This window comes from bacterium (assembly GCA_014360495.1).
Lineage (GTDB): Bacteria > Armatimonadota > JACIXR01 > JACIXR01 > JACIXR01 > JACIXR01.
Window position 1 is genome coordinate 276,141 of the sequence record JACIXR010000001.1, and the last position, 17,804, is coordinate 293,944.

A 17,804-nucleotide genomic window follows, 5' to 3' on the forward strand; every position below is an offset into this window, starting at 1 on the left:
AAAGATTGGAGCAACGATATGTATAATTCGTGGTTCATATAGCTCCGAACCCACCAATGTCGTGTGTTCCAATTGCACTTTCTTAATAAAAAAGACTGCTTCGCTCCCAGCAATGACAGTGGAGAACTAAACTATTGCGATGAAAGGGTTTTTCCTTTAATTTTTTATAGGTGATGAAAATGACCTATAAGAAAGCTCTATATTTCCTTTTCCTCACCTTTTTGGCAATCGCAAAAGAGGGAATCCTTCAAGATAACTTCCAAAACTGGCAAGTGATAAGGGGGAAATGGGAAATTCAAAATGGGAAATATATAATCAGGGAGGCAATTGGACGGGCAAGTTATTCCTTAGCCCCAACACCAATTTCTTCTAAGCAAATAATAGAAGTAAATATTTTAATAAAAGAGAGGGTGAATAAAATTGGCTGGGCGGGAGCAGGAATATGTCTCTGGTGGGATGAAGGAAGCTTCTGGCGCCTATCCTTAGTTGAAGCACCCGACCTTGGATTCCGCTATCCGGAATTAATAGAGAATTTTGAAGGAAGACATCAAGCACAGTTAGAGGGTTCCACAAGGCTTCCTATCTGGACTGAGGGACACATAGATTGGCAGTATAACCGCCTTTATAAGATGAGATTGGAATTGGACGAGAATGGCATTAAGGGCGAGATAAGCGACCCCCAGACAGGAGCAAGCTGGCGTATAAAGTATTCATTTGAAAGGAACCCCGCGGTTCGAGAGGGAGTGGCTGGATTATGGGCACAGTGCTTTGATGTTGAGTTCAGTGGTTTTACCCTCCAATATTGGACGGAAGATTATAAGGGAAAGCAGATTGAAATAAAAAGAGGAAAGAAGGGAAATGTGGCGATTCTCTCTGAGGATAATTTCCCGGGAGAAGGGAAAGCGGTGGCGAACTATCTCACTTCTAAGCTGGAGAGCAGAGGCTATGGAGTGACTATCCTTGATAGCGATAGTATATGCGACCAACAAATCCTCAGCCCGGAAAACTTCTCCCTTCTACTCATTCCGGATGCTCGCTATTTCCCTCAACAAGCGACCACTTCTCTCCGCTCATACCTCAGAAGGGGTGGCAACCTCCTCCTTATAGGAGCGCCCGCTTTCGCGAATATGCTCTTCCAGTGGGAGAACGGGTGGCTGGATTCAACGAAATTGGGGCAAAAGATAGACCAATATTTCCTCAATCAGCCCAAAAACATTTTCCTCAATTTTGAGAACGAAGATTTGAGCGCATGGACAACTGAAAGCAATTCGCCGAAAAATCCTGTGGATTTGGATATTGTAGAGGGAAAGGTAGGAAAGTGTCTTAAAGTTACCGCTTCCCTCCCTGGCTGGGGAGCATCTGCTTCCCCGATATTTGAGGAATCTCCCTTTATTGATGACCATACCCTCACCTGTTTCTGGGCTAAAGGAGATGATACAACTATACAGATGTCTGTTGAATGGCGGGAGAAAGACGGCTCCCGCTGGATAGCCGTCGTTGAACTCACCTCCGAATGGAAATTTTACTCCCTTCCTCCTTCCGCTTTTCTATATTGGCACGATAATCCAAGCTTAAACCGAGGATTTCCCGGCGATTGCTTCAATCCCAAAAACGCCAAGCAAATCCTCTTCGGCATCTCTGATTCTCACACTCCCAAAATCGGAAGCGGAAAACACACATTTTGGGTAGATGAAGTGGGAACGCAAAGCATACCAAAGGAAATAGAAACTCTTCCCAACCCCTCTTCCCTTCGCCCAATCAACCTTGAAACAGTCAGTCCTTCCTACAAAATCTACCCCTTGAGTAAAATAGACGAGTTCCAGACCTCAAAACTCGCTGTATTCCTAAAAAATTATAAAATCAAGGAAAATATTTCCGGCTTTTCTCCTGTGTGGCGTCCCCAGGGGAGAGGGTATAACAGGGACAGGCTTTGGCGTTGGATACCACTTCTTGAAGCTTATGAAAAAGGAGAACTGAGGGGCGCCTTAGCTTCACTTCTCCTGAAAAGGGATGGCTCTTGTCTGATTTCATTTCAATTGCAAAACCCCTCAGACATTCAAAAACCATACCTTACAGATATCCTTCTGCAAGCGGTTGATAGAATCAATGGGGCATTTTTATTTGAGGGAGGGGCAGAGCATTTCATCTATAATCAGGGAGAGGATGTCAAGATGGGTGCCCTCATCTTCAATTTAAGCCCGGAAGGAAAAACGCTGAAAATAAAATGTTCCATTACAAATGGCAAAAAGAACCTTTTCCAAAAGCAAGAGGAAATATCAATTACCCCTAAGGGAAAGACGAATCTTGAATGGCACTGGAAAGCTACATCGCCTTCTAACGGCTATTCGGTTGAAATTGAAGCCTGGGAGAATGGAAAGCTGATTGACAAAATCAGCCACCCCCTCACCGTTCTCCCACCCCAAAAGCCTCCTAAAAAGGATGATTTCGTTTCCGTTAAAGGGTCATATTTCTATCTCAAGGGGAAGAAATGGTTCCCTCGGGGGATAAATTATTGGCCATCTATGCTGGGAGGATTGGATGCGGATATCTATGCGGGAAATTGGCTTTCTCCCACCCTCTATGACCCCTGGATTATTGAGAAGGATTTAACTATTTTGGAGAAATTGGGGATAAATATGTTAGCTGCTGTAGGAGCAGATATCAGTCTCATTTCGGGTGAGAAACGAGTCGTGAGAAATCTTCTGGATTTCCTCCATCGGGCTGACAAGCACAATATGAAGGTTATGCTTTACATTCCCGCCAATCCCTTCAATTTTGATGAAGAAGTCATCAGTTCTATAAGGAAAGGAGGAGGAGTTGGCGAGGTTGGTTTGGCTTCTCGTTCTCTTGAGGATGTCCTTCGCTTCATAAAGGAGACGGGGCTTCCAAATATAACCACGATTTTCGCTTATGATATAGCCTGGGAGCCCGCGGAGGTTTTAAGGGTGCAAGCTGGCGCCTTTAACTCCGCTTGGGAGAGATGGCTAATAAAGAACTATGGAAGCGTGGAGAGGGCTGAGGTAGAATTTGGGGTGAAACTTCCGAGAAAAGAAGGGAAGGTTGCTCCTCCAATTGGGCTCAACAATACTAAAGCGGACGCTGCCTTCCTTCGCTTTTTCAGCGATTACGCGAGCAAGAGATACAATGCGATAGTTCGGGCGATAAAAAGCATTGACCCAAATCATCTCGTCAGCTTTAGGGGCGGAGCATGCGGGCTCCCCAATGCCTATTGGTGTGCCCATCTTGATTCCATAGGTGTTGCCAAGCATATAGACTTTCTCTGCCCGGAGGGCTACAATCTTCATACGAAAGGATATGGCAATCCAACTCCCTGGGAGGATATAAGGAAGGGTGGGCTGATAACCCTCTATTATCGGTTCATCAGTAGGGAGAAGCCAGTGATATGGATGGAGTTCTGCGGACCAGTCTGGCCGAATGGAACGGTTTGGAGGACGGAGATGGTTTTCACACCAAAGGAGAGGCTTGAATATCAGAAGGAAGAAGAGGAGAAGTTCTACAAAATGTTCTTGGAATCTGGAGCAATAGGATGTGCTCCTTGGTGGTATCCGGGAGGATTCAGAGTAGGTGAGAACAGCGATGCGGGGATAATAAATCCCGATTGGACATTGCGTCCCGTAGCGGAAGTGATAAGAAAATACAATCCTCTATTTGCGAAACAGAAACAGAAGAAGCCCGATGAATACATAACGATTGACTTTGATGCCCATCCCCTTGATGCGTGGGATACCTATGCTCCCTTATATCTAAAGCTTGTGGAAGAAGGGAAAACTCCCGGTTTGAAGACAGAGGGAACAGGGACAAATTCCTGTAATGTTCCATTGACAGCTGTCGGCAACAGCGAATACAATGGGAGGAACCCTTTGAAGTTCTTAAACGCGGAATTCAATTATCTTGAGATAAAGGATAGACGCGGAAAGTGGGTGAGGGTGGAGGATGGAGATACATTGGAGGTTGACGGAAGCGGGGAGATTTGGTGTAGAGCATCAGTGGGGAACATAGGAGAAGCGGAATGGATAGCACCCGGAAAAACGAAAGAGCCCGGAGCGGTTTATCTTCTCTGCTACGGTGGAGGTATTGAAATGGAGGTCGGGATAACAAAAAATACCCCCTTCCTCAAAGATGCTGAAATTCCTCCCTTCCTTTTGCTTTCCTCGCTTAAAAGAGAAATCACTTTAACCTTTAGAATGGTGGCGAAAGGCAGAGCCTTCTTCGGCGAGAGCTTTAAGATAAAGCTCGTGCCAAAGAAGTAGAGAAAATGGAATAGGATGTGCTTGACTTGGGATGATATTTAGCATTCTATGGAATTAGGGTTTACCCAAAGCAAAAAACAAAGTCTCTGATTGTAGGGTATCCGCCCTTTATTATACTTGTCCTATCAATGCTTCTCTTGATAAGGAGGCTGATATACACATCTTTAAATTTTGCGTTCCTTTCAAAAATTGCACATAATTGAAAAAGAGACTTAGAAAGGGAGGGATTTAATATGAGGTGGTATTTCCTTTTATTCCTATTCTGCTTCTCTCTTCTCGCTAGTGAGGAGAGGGGAAAATTCATAATTTCTGTCTCACCCAAAATTGTTGGGTGTTATGAGAGGGTTGATATAGATATAAATCTGAACGCATCTTTCTCCAATCCATTTGACCCCGAGGAAGCAGATATCTCAATTGAATTGAAAACCCCTAAAGGCAAGACAATCATCATCCCCGCTTTTTACTACCAACCTTATGAACGAAAAACTTTGGAGCAGGATGGTCGCAAATTGGATTGGATTTATCCTATAGCTCCGCCCCACTGGAAAGCCCGCTTCACGCCAAAAGAAGCGGGAAGATATCAATGCACAGCGGTTTTGAAAACTAAAAACAGGGTTCTCCGCTCAAATACTGAGAGCTTCACGGTTAAGCCAAGGAAACACCACGGCTTCGTCACCATATCCTCAAAAGACCCTCGCTTTTTCTCCTTTGAGGATGGGACCCTCTTCTTCCCCATCGGACAGAATCTCGCCTTCATCGGCCCAATGCAGTATGTTAATTTGGTTAAAGCGGAGGAAATATTCAAGAAGTTAGCGGATAACGGAGCGAATTATCTTCGTATATGGGTCTGTTGCGATGATTGGGCAATCGCTATTGAATCGCAGAAGAGCGCCTTCGGACGCTCTTGGGGTCCTAAACCTCCCTTAGCGCCTATGCCAGGGGAGGAAAACAAGCTCTGCCTACAAATTGGAGATGAAGCGGTTCTCTCCGTTGAGCCTTCCCATCCCGTCGCCCTCCGTCCCAATGCCACCTACCTCCTTTCCGGACGCCTGCGTTCGGAAAATCCATTGAAAGTTGTAATAGAGAGAAATGGAAAACCTTTAGGTGAACCAATTTCTCTCGGTGGACAGGGGGAATGGATTCCCTTCCAGAGGGAATTCACGACTTCTCAAAACGAATGGTGGCTGGGAAGCCTTCGCGTGCGAAAAGAAGGGAAGGGAAAACTCTTGCTCGCGGATTTGTCCCTTAAGGAAAAGGGCGATGGCGTTGAGCTCCTCTGGGAAGCGGATGTAAATCGCCCAATTATGGGTTTTTATAATCAGGTTGATTGCTTTATGATTGACGAGATTGTATCCTTGGCGGAGAGATATGGAATTCATCTTCAATTATGCTTGTTAACAAGGAACCTGTATATGGACAAGCTGAAGAATGATAACAGCCCTGAATATGAAGAGGCTATAAGCTACGCAAAGAAGCTACTCCGCTATGCGGTTGCGAGATGGGGGTATTCAACGAGCGTCGTCAGCTGGGAATATTGGAACGAGCAGGACCCAAACCTGCCCACAGAGCGCTTCTATAACGAAATGGGAAGCTATCTTGAGCAAATAGACCCATATAGACATCTAAGAGCAACTAGCGCTTGGGCTCCCACGCCAAGGGATTGGGCGAACAGGAAACTGGATGTTGCCGACCTTCATTGGTATCTTCGTCCCAACTGGAACGAGCTTTGGAAGGATGCTGTGGGGGCAGTTCAGGACAGGGCTCAGCTTTTAAGAAAATATGCCACTGAGAAGCCAGCATTGCTGAGCGAGTTCGGATTAGCTGATGAGCAGTGGCGCCTCAGCCCCTATATGGAAAAGGATGAGGAACTCCTCCATTTCCACGATGCCCTCTGGGCATCCGCTCTCAGCGGGCTATCCGGAACCGCGATGTTTTGGTGGTGGGAGAAGCTTGATATGATGAATGCCTACCACCACTATAAACCCTTATCCATCTTCACCTCCGATATCCCCTTCGCCTCTGGGCTTCAATCAATAAATGCTCAAACTTCCGACGAAGCGATAAGGGTCATCGGATTGCAAGGGAAGGACCGGGCTTATATATTCCTCTCTGATAAAGAGGCGGGCTGGTATTCTGTAGTTGTGGAGAAGATAAAGCCAAGGAAAAGAGAGGGCATTTCAATAATTATAAACGGGCTATCGCCGGGCAAATATAAAGTTCAATGGTTTGACACTTATCAAGGAAAGGTTCTTGAGGAGAAAATCGTTAAGGCAAAGGAGAAAACCTTACAGATATCAGCACCGCCTTTCCTTCGTGATATCGCTTGCAAAATTTTGCGAATAGAGAATCGTTGAGAAATCGCCTTTAAATTCTTTTGACAAATAAAGGGAAATTTAAGATAATAACTCAGAGATGGGAAAATTCAATCTCGTGTTCAAAATTTTTCTTTCCGCATTAGCAATTTCCTCATCTGCTCTCAGCCAGCCACTATATGGGGAAAGGGGAAAGAATCTCAGCGATTGGTGGGCTAAATCGCCCCATTATGACATCACTGACCGCTTTGAACGCACCTCCTTCATCCTCTCAACCGAACTATCGCCTGCCATACTCATCCATTCCAATCAAGCCAAAATAACCCTATTCGCGAATATGGATAAATGGGGGCTGTCGCCACCCACTTTTCTTTCCATCCCTCTCAGCAAGGGCATTCGCGCTCTCAAAAGAGGTGAATCCCTCTCCTCTCCCTCCCAAATCGCTCCCTGGATTCTCGCCTCCTTCTCCCAAGCGGAGGGATGGGAGGATTGGGATGCTCCCATTCTCATCGTCCTCCAACATCGCCCATCTCAAATATCCTTAACCAAAAAAGGACTCTCCCTATCTTTCCCAAAAGAAGCAGGAGACATCGTCCTAATGCCCATCTACGGCTACTTCAAACCCCCTCAACAGGGAAAGGATTTCCTCGCCCAGCACAATCTTCCTTCAAAAAACATCCGCCCCTGGCAATGGGCTAAAGGGCTTCCCCAAGAAGTGTTCAATCGCTGTCAATATTTCAGCAGAATCGCCCGTGCCTTCCCCCTCTATGCTGAGGAAAGATTTGCCCTCTCAGGCGATACCCTCATAATAAGGGAAACCTTTAAATGGCGATATATAAAAGACGACTGGGAAACTAAGCCCTTACGCCTCGCTCCCCTCCCTCCCGCTCTTGCCCTTGCTTGGTGGGCGGGTAAAAACGAACTCGCCCAAAAGCCTTTCCCTATGACCCTCTATCAGCCCATCACCGACCCCAATCTATTTACTCCCTACGGTCCCTGGCTCGGAATAGAAAATGTTGATACCTACGAGATTCGCTTCCCCCTCCTCCAGTATATTCACATAACGGAGGAGGTGAAGCTTCCCAATCTTGATGAGGCGCCCCAAGTCGTCAAGCAGGCTTATGATTGGATTGTGAGGCGCGTGGGTGAAAAATTCAAGGGAGAGGATTGGCAGGAGATTTGGGACCACGGAGGCAAGGAGAATTACTGCTGGCAGGTTATGGGAGATAGGTGGTATGGAAAAGTCCTTCCCTATCTTCCCAAAGAAATCGGGGATAGGGTGAAGTGGGTATTGAAGCAGTATATGAAGAATTTCGTCCTTAAGGAGGAGAATTATAAGGAATTTAAAGGGATGCTGCTTTTAGTTGGTCCGGGAATAGGGACCTGGGGTGGATATGATGATGCGGGAAAGTTCTCCTCTAATCTCCTTGAAACCCTCTGGTGTTATGCCCATTACACGGGAGATTGGGGAACAATTAGGGAGCGTTGGGAGATGATAAAGCGTCTCTTCATAACACCCCTTGAATGCGATTGGAAGTCCTTCGGTCGCTATTCTATAGCGGAGATGGGAGATGAGGCGAGCCCTCCCCTCTATATGGCTCGCCTCGCTTATATGGCTGATGATTACGATACCTATGCCTTCTCCTGCTACATATTCGTTAGGGAGCTCGTTCACCATTACATCAAGCAGGTTGGAGCGGAATACTTTCGCCTCAATCAGCCCTGGCATTCCTTGGAGTTTATGCCGAAGGAGGTTTATTTAACCAACCTTTGGGGGGATTTGGCAGGATGGCAGATAGACGGTCCGACATACCCAAAGGAAACGGGAGAGAGGCAATTTGAGAATCGTTGGGTTCGCTTCTCAAGCGAGGATGTAGCCCGCTTCTATAGGGATGTCTTGGGGAAGGAGATAAAGGAGGAGATGGAACTTTTGACGCAAAGGGCAAGACGAGGAAAAACTCCCTATAGACTAAATGAGGATACCGCTCACATAGCCCCCTCAATCATTCGTCTACGCTCCCTTCTCCTGAATGAGACGCCTGTGGAATTAGCGAAGCTTTCCCCTCCAAGCGATTGGCAGTTGGGACGCTGTGCGGATGGGGTCGCCTTCTGCCTTTCGTTCCTCCGCACGAGCCACCCCCTAAGCTACATAAGGCTAATCCCGCAGAGAAATCCCACTAATTTCGTTTTGGGATTGGAGAGGGTGAGGGAATATTCGGAGTTTCCCGCTCTATGCTTGGCGATTGAGGGAAAGGGATTGGAGCGTCCTTTCCTACGCTGGTGGGGTTGGAAAGCTCCGAAGAAGGTGGATGCACCCGGAGGGGAATGGTGGAGCTTCGGTGAGATAATCTTCGGGGAAGGGAATTTGGGGAGGCTTGAATCCCGCTATCTAAATTGGAACAGCTTTATGCTTTTCTATCCGAGGGATTAGAGATTGAGAGGCTTTCCTTTCATAGTAGAGGTTGAGGCGAAGCAGTGGGTGTTTCTTTTTAAATGATACTTCCACCAAAAACTTTAATCCATTAAACTACTCTAAACACATAATAGGAGGTTGAAATTATGAAAAACCTTGAATATCTCTATCAACTTCTCAAATACGAAATCGTTCAAAGGAGAGAGGAAGGTTGCGATGTTGAGGGTTTTGAGCTAAAGCTTGAAGAAGCGAAGGGAGATGAGAAAGGCATATGGAAGATATATGAAGAGCTTTCCTCACTTTCCCCAAAACAAGATTTCCCCTATCAAGAACCATCCGATTTGGAGGAGCTGAAAAGCGTTGTGCCATTGCCCGAATCTTTTCCCCTTCCCTCAGAGGAAATACTTTACGATAAAATCTATGGTGCTTGGCTGGGAAGATGCGCCGGCTGTATGCTCGGCAAGCCAGTTGAGGGCTGGAGCAGGGAAAGAATAAGGGAAAATCTCCAAAGAATCGGAGAATATCCCCTCTCCTTTTATTTCCCCTTAGAGTTCTTCCCCGAACCAAATCCCTACATAAAAAGCCTAACGAGGGGGAATATCCAAAAAGCGGAGAGGGATGACGATACGGATTACACAATCATCAACCTCCACATCTCTGAGACATATGGAAAGAGCTTCTCCCCCCATGATGTCGGCAGGGAATGGCTTGAGCATTTCCCTTACCATCTCGTCTACACGGCGGAGAGGGAGGCGTATAGAAATTTAGTTATTGGCTTGGAGCCTCCCGAGACCTCCCTATTTCTCAATCCATTCAGGGAATGGATAGGGGCACAGATAAGGGCTGATGCTTGGGGGTATGTTTCTGCTGGTCAGCCCGCCCTGGCTTTTGAGCTCGCTTGGCGTGATGCAATTGTATCCCACAGGAAGAACGGCATATATGGGGAAATCTTCTTCGCCGTGCTTTTATCATCGGTAATCGGAGGAAAGAATTTGCAAGAAGGAGTTGATGTAGCTCTTTCCCTCATTCCTCCTCGCTCTCGCTTCGCTGAAGCAGTTAGATTCTCTTTGGAGCTTTTTGAGAAGGAAAGGGATTGGGAGAAAGCGATAGAAAGGGCGCTTGAGAGATATGGACATTACCATCCCGTCCATACGATAAATAATGCGGCAATCGTTCTCCTTGCCCTCTTATATGGGGAAGGCGATTTCGGAAGGACGATTTGTTTGAGCGTTATGGGAGGATTGGACACGGATTGCAATGGAGCAACCGCTGGCTCAGTGATGGGTGGTATTTTGGGCGCGTCAAAGCTCCCCAAGGAGTGGATAGAGCCGCTTAACGACGAGCTCGAGAGCATACTCGTCGGCTTTCATAGGAATAAAATCAGCGATTTGGCAAGGCGAAGCACCCGCCTTGCCTTGCTATTTTACCAATAAAAGAAGACGAAGAGGAAAAATAACCCTTTTCCCCTTATCCAGAAAGCATTTCTAAAAGGCTGAGAAAATGGGTAAGCCCTTAAAGATAGATAACCCTTGCCATAAAAAGAATCTTCAATTAGACTTCTTTTTAATGATAAGAAAAAATTCTCTTCTCTTCTTGCTCTCCATCTTCTTTATTTCCCTTTCACATCCATCCACCATTGGAAAATGGAAATGCGTGAGCAACTACATTCCCTATCCTCAGATAAACTATGATTTAAAGGTTTGGGAGAAAGACCTTGAAGAGATAAGGAAAGCTAACTTCAACGCAGTCTGGCTCGTCAATGTTTGGGCGGAGATTCAGCCTTCCCTTGACCCGCCCATTTTTAACGAAGAGCGTTTAAAATGGCTAAGGGGTGTTTGCAGGAGAGCCCAGGAGAAAGGATTGACAGTTATCCTCGCCCTCGGCTATGTGGGTGAAGGCTGGGCGCCCAAAGGATTAGATGAGCAAATCTGGCCAATAATGCCAAAACAAGTTGAAAGTTATACAAGTTTTCTGAGAAAGATTGCTCATATCACAAAGGATTTTCCCAATGTCGTCTATCTTCTCGCCTCCGAGGAAATCCTCCCCGCAACCCTCCTTTATCACCCCGATAAGAGAGGGGAATGCATTGATGCTTTCAAAAAATGGGCAAGGGAAAGGAATTCAGATATAGAATATTGGAACAAGCGATGGGGAAAATCTTTCACTTGGGAGACATTCAAGCCCCTCTCAACAGATGAACGGTCAAAATGGGAGATTTGGATGGACCACTATCTCTGGTTCGCCTCAATTCTCCGCCAAATTCTGCCGCCCATGGTTAAGGCGATTAGGGAGGAGAGACCGAATGCCATAGTCGGCTTCCACGATTTCCTCTTAGACCCCGTCTTGCCTCCCCCGTCTCCCAACGAGGCATCTCTCCCCATCCCAAATCCCTTTGACTTCTACAGCATAGGTTACTATCTGGACCCCAAGTTAACGCTTTTGGAAAACCTTGAGGCTATGCAGAGGAAGATAGATTTAGCGAGGAGATTATACCCAACTCTTCCCCTTTGGATGGGCGAGTTGGGAGCGGATGTAGAAACTGTGGGGGAAAAGAAGCAGAGGCATTGGTTGAATATCTCCATTTCCTCTTTGAAAAAACAGGGAATCGGCTATTCAATTTGGAATTGGCGACATTACATTGAGCGAGGGACCTCCTCTTTCAGCTTGTTGAGAAAGGACGGCTCCCCTCGCCCAGCATTAGAGGTGGTGAGAAGGTTGAACAAAAGCGAGGATAAACCCTCCTCTCTTTTCCTTCCAAATGGCGAACCGCTACTCTCCATTTATTTCTTTGGGCATTGGTGGGAACCTTGGAAGAGCGATGATTCAGCGATAAGAAGGGATTTGAGAAGGCTAAGGGAGTTGGGCTTCAATACCCTACTTTTGGACCACGAGTTCTCCCAAATGCTTGACGGGAATTGGAAATGGCTTGATAGGGAGCATAGATTGGCGAAAGAGGAGGGGTTTTACATCGTTCCCTGGCTGGAGGCTCATTGTGGTAGGGACATCTCCGCCCATTACGAATGGAGGATGGAATGCGCGAGCAGGCTTTACGGAATCCCCCCAATTGCATTGACAATTAATCAAAAAGGGGAAACAACTCAAGCGAAGGTTTATAGCGAGGAATTCAAGGAGTATCTCGTCTCCTATGTCTCCTCCTATCTTGAGAGATATTTGAGGGATGGGAAAATATTGAGAGTCATCTGGGAAGGGAAGGAGCGTCCCGTCATCTCCCTCTCCTGCGAGATGGACTTCACCGCTTTTGACGAGGAGACGAACCAGCTTTTCCGAGAATGGTTAAGGAAGAGGTATAAGGGCGATATAAAATCATTGAACGCCCTTTGGGGAACCTCCTTCAGCGATTTCTCACAGATAGACCCAAGGGATGAGAGGATTTTTGATTATTCAAGGGTTGACCAGCCAATCCAGCCCATCCCCGTCGTTGAGCATTCTCGTTTTAGAGCGGAGCTATGTAACTCCGCTTTCGCGGAAATAAAGAAGAGACTGAAAAAGAGGTATCCCGACCTTCTTTTCTTAGCAGAGGTTCCCTATCAGTTCGGCTCCCAGCATCCCCATGCGCTTAGCTATCAATGGAGCTGTGGCTGCTTACCCGAGATAGTTAGGTTTGCGGATATTATTTTGATAAGGGGAACGCAGGGGAGGTTGACGAGGGAAGAGAGGGAGGAGATAAGGAAGCTGAGGAGAAGGGGGCAGAAAGTGATTTACTGCTATAGGGTCAGCAATTGGATAGACGCTGAATTCGGCAGGGATATTGCGGAGATAGGAGATGGGCTGGGATATTATAGTTGGAACGAGATGGTTGATTGTCACATAGTGGAGAATCCCGTTGGCGTGGGAAGGGAGGAGTTCCGCATATCAGCTGAGATGTCAAGGGAACTCATAGAGAGGGTGAAATCGGCGAATCTGGCTTATGTTGAAGAGATAAAGAAGCGTTGAAAAAGTATTGACATAGTATTGACAGGGTTTAAAATTGAGATAAAATGATATTAACATAGATTAGTGGGTGCAATAAAATGTTTATGGAAATGCAAAATGATATACGAGAAAAATCGCTCCTTTTAAAAGGGAGAGATTTCTCTCTCTCTCTCTCTCTCTGATACCTTTGCTCCTTCTATTTTAGGCTTCAATTAGCCGAGCCATCAGATGGCTCGGCTAATTTTTTTAAATCCAAAAAGAAAGGAGGTGAGAAAGGATGAGAAGGAACGGTTTCACTCTCATCGAGCTCCTCGTCGTCATAGCTATCATCGCCATTCTAGCGGCGATTCTCTTCCCTGTCTTCAGCCGTGCTCGGGAGCAGGCTCGAAAAACAGCTTGTTTGTCCAATACGAAGCAGATAGGAACCGCCCTCCAGATGTATATGCAGGATTGGGATGAAACTTTCCCCTATGCCCCCAAGCCCTGTTGGAGTGTAGGGCCAGGTAATCAAACTTGGCTGTTTTGGACGGAGATGCTCTATCCCTATGTCAAGAATTGGCATGTCTTTAGCTGCCCCAGTATGCCTTCGGATTCCCACTCCGCTTGGCCCGCCTGCTGCTGGCCCACGAGCAATCCAAATTGCAGTAGACCTCAGAACTCCCTGACGCCCTGCAATGTGGGTGTAAAATGCGCCTACGGGATAAGCGACCTCGCTTTGAGCGGAACCTTCTGGTGCCAGGGAAAGTCAGGCGCTCTTAAATTAGCAGATATCAAAACACCAGCTGAATATGTCGTTATCGGAGACTCCTCCAATGGTTATGTAGCTCCCTATCTACAAGTGGATGGAATGGTTGTTATGTTCGCCTTCGCTAATGCTGTGGCGGGTAGCAATCCAGGCATAGAATGTTGCGTAGGCGGTTGGGGTTGCAATCTCACCGATTTGCAAACTGCAATAGACAAATCCGCTCGCCATACGGGTGGTTCCAACCTCATATTTATGGATGGACATGCGAAGTGGTATAAGGCAGACCAGATAAAGCCGATGGTCGCTGGAGGTAAGCTGCGCATCTGTCATTGGGACTTGGTCTGGGCGCCTCAATAAAGTAGCTCTATTTGGGGGGCGGGGGGGCAAACCCCCCGCCCCCTTAAAAAGATATATTCCTCCGAAATTTCTCTTGCTTTCCTCGTAGAAGACGCAATAAAATTTTTCCAAACTGTCTCCTCGGAGGTGAATTTCTATGGACAAGATGCTCTGGTTCCGAGAAGCAAAGTTCGGGATGTTCATCCACTGGGGGCTCTACGCCATCCCAGCGGGAGTCTGGAAGGATAAAACAATCCCGGGAATCGGAGAGTGGATTATGTTCTCCGCCCGCATCCCCATAAAGGAATACGAGAAGCTCGCCGAACAATTCAATCCCGTCCGCTTCAACGCTGAGGAATGGGTAAGCATCGCCAAGCAAGCTGGTATGCGCTATATGGTCATTACAGCAAAGCATCACGATGGCTTCTGTATGTTTGATACGAAATACACCGATTACAATATAGTCAAAGCCACCCCCTTCAAACGAGACCCTATAAAAGAGCTCTCTCAAGCATGCCAGAAGGAAGGGATTCGCTTCGGTGTTTATTATTCCCAAACCCTTGATTGGCATCATCCCGATGGAATGGGCAACGATTGGGACTTCCACCCCGGCAAGAAGGATTTCACGAAATATCTTAGGGAATATGTGAAGCCCCAATTGGAGGAACTCCTAACGAATTACGCTCCACTCGCCCTCATCTGGTTTGATATAGGCACTCCCACTCCCGAGCTGGCGAGGGAATTGAGGGAATTCGTCCTCTCAATCAGCCCGGAGACAATCATAAGCGGAAGAATAGGGCATAATTTGGGCGATTATCAAGAGATGGGTGATAACGAGATTCCCCAAACGATTGTTCCCGGCGATTGGGCAACCCCAGCAACAATCAACGATACTTGGGGATATAAAAGCTATGACCACAATTGGAAGTCAACGGGTCAGCTCATCTACAATTTGGTTGATATAGTGAGCAAGGGAGGGAATTATCTCCTAAATGTTGGACCTACAGCTGAGGGGATAATTCCTGAGCCATCCGTCGTGCGTCTGAAGGAGATGGGGGAATGGCTCTGGCTTAACGGAGAGAGCATCTATGGCTGCGAAAGGAGCCCGCTTCCCTTGGAGAAGCTTTGGTGGGGGAAATGCACGGCTAAGGGCAACAAGATTTACCTCCACATCTTCGCCTGGCCCTGGTATGGAAAGCTGGAGATTCCCGACTTCCCAAGGGAAGTGAAGAAAGCTTATCCCCTTTTGACGAAGGAAAATCTGAGCTTCAAGCAGGATGGAAACAACCTCGTCCTCACTCTTCCCTCAAAGCCGATAGACTCAATTGACACGGTGATTGTATTAGAGACATAAATGGATGAGGAAACTCATCTCCTTAAGAGCCCTCCTAACGGGGATAATCCTTTCAATATTAGTTGACCTCTGGCTTCATTACGCTGAGCTGGTCTTGGGGAGCGCCCGGGGGCACACTGCTCTTGCCAATACCTCCATTCCAGTAGGTGCCTTCTGCGCCTTTCTCTTCGTTGTCTCAATCAACCAATTTCTCCGCCGCTATTCCCTTCCCGCCTTCACTCGTGGCGAGCTGATAACGATTTACGCTATGCTAACGACCTCAACCGTCATCTCCTCCTCGGGAGGAATGCACTTCCTTATTCCCACGCTCGTAGCTGGATTCTGGTTCGCCTCGCCTGAGAATAAATGGGAGGAGCTCTTCCATCGCTATGTTCCCGCTTGGCTTGTGCCGAAGAGCAGGTCTGCTATAGAGAACTTCTATCTGGGTGATTCGCCCGTTCCAATCAAGGCTTGGCTCAAGCCTATGTTCCTCTGGCTCTCCCTCCTCTTCGCCCTCGTCTTCGCCACCCTTTGCATCAACTTAATCTTTCGCAAGCAGTGGATAGAAAGAGAAAGGCTGACCTTCCCCACTGTCTTCCTTCCCGTTGAGATGACAAAGGAGGGATTCTTCCAGAATCGCCTCATTTGGATTGGATTCGCCATTCCCTTCCTATTAGATGCAATCAACACTTTGAGTTTCAATTTCCCCACCATCCCTCGCATAGAGGTGCGTCCCAGAGATATCTCACCCTATTTCACCACTCCTCCCTTCAACGCAATCGGCTATACACCCATCTCCTTTTATCCCTTCGTAATCGGAATAGGGTATTTGATATCCCTTGAGGTTCTCTTTTCCTCTTGGTTTTTCTTCGTTCTCACGAGGGTGCAGAGGATATTGGGTGCCGCCTGGGGAATCGGTCAGCAGGGAGGACCAATTGCTGAGTTTCCCTTTATTGGTCACCAGGGAGCAGGCGCTTTCATAGGTATAGCGATAGTTGCCCTTTGGCTCGGCAGGAGGCATTTGAAGGAGGTTTTCCTGACTGCGATAGGTAAGGCGAGGGCGGATAAAGGGGAGCCTTTTTCCTACAAATTCTCCTTCTGGGGGTTCATCTTAAGCCTTGCCTTCATAATCGGCTTCTGCGTTGTTGCGGGAATGAGGCTCATCGTCGCGATACCTCTTGTCCTAATCGCCCTTGCCTACATGATGTCAGCAACGAGGATGAGAGCTGAGGCGGGAAATGCTTGGCTCTTCGGACCGGATGTAGACCCAAACACCCTGATGACCTCAACAATCGGCACGAAGATATATCTTCCCCAGGACCTGACGATAATGTCCTATATGAGAGTCTTCACCTCCTATGACCTTCGCTGTCTATCTATGCCCCATCAGCTTGATGCATTGAAGATGGCGGAGCTAACGGATACATCAGCGAGGTCAATCATAGTAAATATCTTGATAGCGATAGTATTTGGACTTTTCATTTCCTTTTATATCGCACTCGGTATTTGGTATAAATATGGCGGAGGGGCTAAATGTGATAGCTGGCGAAGCATAACCATACCGCAAAACACCTTCAATTCCTTAGCAAGCTGGCTACAGACTCCCCTTCCCACCAATTGGTATGCAATTTCCTTCTTGATAGGTGGCTTGATATTCACGCTCTTTCTCTATTTTATGAAATTGAATTTCATTTGGTGGCCTTTCAATCCCTTCGGATATGCTATAGCGAACACATTCACTATGACCTGGCTTTGGATGCCCTTCTTCTTGGCTTGGTTGATAAAGCTATTCATAATAAAATATGGTGGTATGAAGCTTTACAGGCAGGCGATGCCCTTCTTCTTGGGCTTGATAATGGGAGATTTCGTGGGCGGAGGATTGACGACGCTTCTTGGCTGTCTAATAAAGATGAATGTATATCCGATAAACTGGTAGCAAAGTTGTGGAGAAATGTATAAACTTTATCAAAAATTCTAAAAAGGAGGGTTTGATATGGCGAAGGTATTGATTGTTTATCATTCAATGAGCGGGAACACCGAGGCTGCAGCGAGAGCTGTTGCAGAGGGAGTGAAACAAGTTGAAGGTGTTGAGGTGATTTTGAAGGAAGCGATGAAGGCAACTGTGGATGATTTGCTGGAGTGCGACGCGATAGCAATTGGAACTCCCGATTACTTCAGCTATATGGCGGGAGCTCTTAAGGATTTCTTTGACCGCACCTTCTACCCAACACATGGGAAGGTAAACGATAAACCCTACTTCGCCTTCGTGACTCACGGAGGCGGTGGAAGAGCTTTGGAGAGCGTGGAGAGAATAGCTAACGCGTTCAACTTCAAGAAGGCGGTTGAACCTGTCTTGGTCAAAGGAAGACCGGATGAGAAGGCGGAAGCGAAGCTTATGGAGGCAGGAAGGAAGCTCGCCGAAGTAGCGAAAGAACGAAGTCGTCCGCTTTGAATTTATCTC

Annotated in this window: 9 protein-coding genes; all 9 read left to right on the plus strand. The window is 47.0% G+C overall.

The window, feature by feature from the left end; genetic code table 11:
- Window positions 1–179: 179 nt before the first annotated feature.
- The 9 genes from H5T88_01195 (at window position 180) to H5T88_01235 (ending at window position 17,795) form a co-directional block, all read left to right on the plus strand.
- Window positions 180–4,271, plus strand: a complete 4,092-nt coding sequence (locus H5T88_01195; GenBank protein ID MBC7328955.1) for a hypothetical protein — start codon at window positions 180–182, stop codon at window positions 4,269–4,271.
- A 233-nt stretch (window positions 4,272–4,504) separates the two neighbouring features.
- Complete coding sequence (locus H5T88_01200) at window positions 4,505–6,625, plus strand: DUF5060 domain-containing protein (GenBank protein ID MBC7328956.1); 2,121 nt, start codon at window positions 4,505–4,507, stop codon at window positions 6,623–6,625.
- 58 nt (window positions 6,626–6,683) lie between these two features.
- A complete protein-coding gene (locus tag H5T88_01205) occupies window positions 6,684–9,014 on the plus strand; it encodes a hypothetical protein (GenBank protein MBC7328957.1) in 2,331 nt (776 codons plus the stop codon).
- A 128-nt stretch (window positions 9,015–9,142) separates the two neighbouring features.
- Complete coding sequence (locus tag H5T88_01210) at window positions 9,143–10,429, plus strand: ADP-ribosylglycohydrolase family protein (GenBank protein ID MBC7328958.1); 1,287 nt, start codon at window positions 9,143–9,145, stop codon at window positions 10,427–10,429.
- Between the two features lie 133 nt (window positions 10,430–10,562).
- Window positions 10,563–12,950: a beta-galactosidase gene (locus H5T88_01215; GenBank protein ID MBC7328959.1), complete on the plus strand. Its 2,388-nt coding sequence runs from the start codon at window positions 10,563–10,565 to the stop codon at window positions 12,948–12,950.
- A gap of 256 nt (window positions 12,951–13,206) precedes the next feature.
- Window positions 13,207–14,031, plus strand: coding sequence for a DUF1559 domain-containing protein (locus H5T88_01220; GenBank protein MBC7328960.1), 825 nt, complete (start codon window positions 13,207–13,209; stop codon window positions 14,029–14,031).
- A 136-nt stretch (window positions 14,032–14,167) separates the two neighbouring features.
- Window positions 14,168–15,364, plus strand: a complete 1,197-nt coding sequence (locus H5T88_01225) for an alpha-L-fucosidase (protein MBC7328961.1) — start codon at window positions 14,168–14,170, stop codon at window positions 15,362–15,364.
- Window positions 15,365–15,368: 4 nt separating this feature from the next.
- The gene (locus H5T88_01230; protein ID MBC7328962.1) at window positions 15,369–17,279 is read left to right on the plus strand and encodes a hypothetical protein; all 1,911 of its coding nucleotides are present in this window, start codon (window positions 15,369–15,371) and stop codon (window positions 17,277–17,279) included.
- Between the two features lie 57 nt (window positions 17,280–17,336).
- The gene (locus H5T88_01235) at window positions 17,337–17,795 is read left to right on the plus strand and encodes an NAD(P)H-dependent oxidoreductase (GenBank protein MBC7328963.1); all 459 of its coding nucleotides are present in this window, start codon (window positions 17,337–17,339) and stop codon (window positions 17,793–17,795) included.
- Window positions 17,796–17,804: the final 9 nt, after the last annotated feature.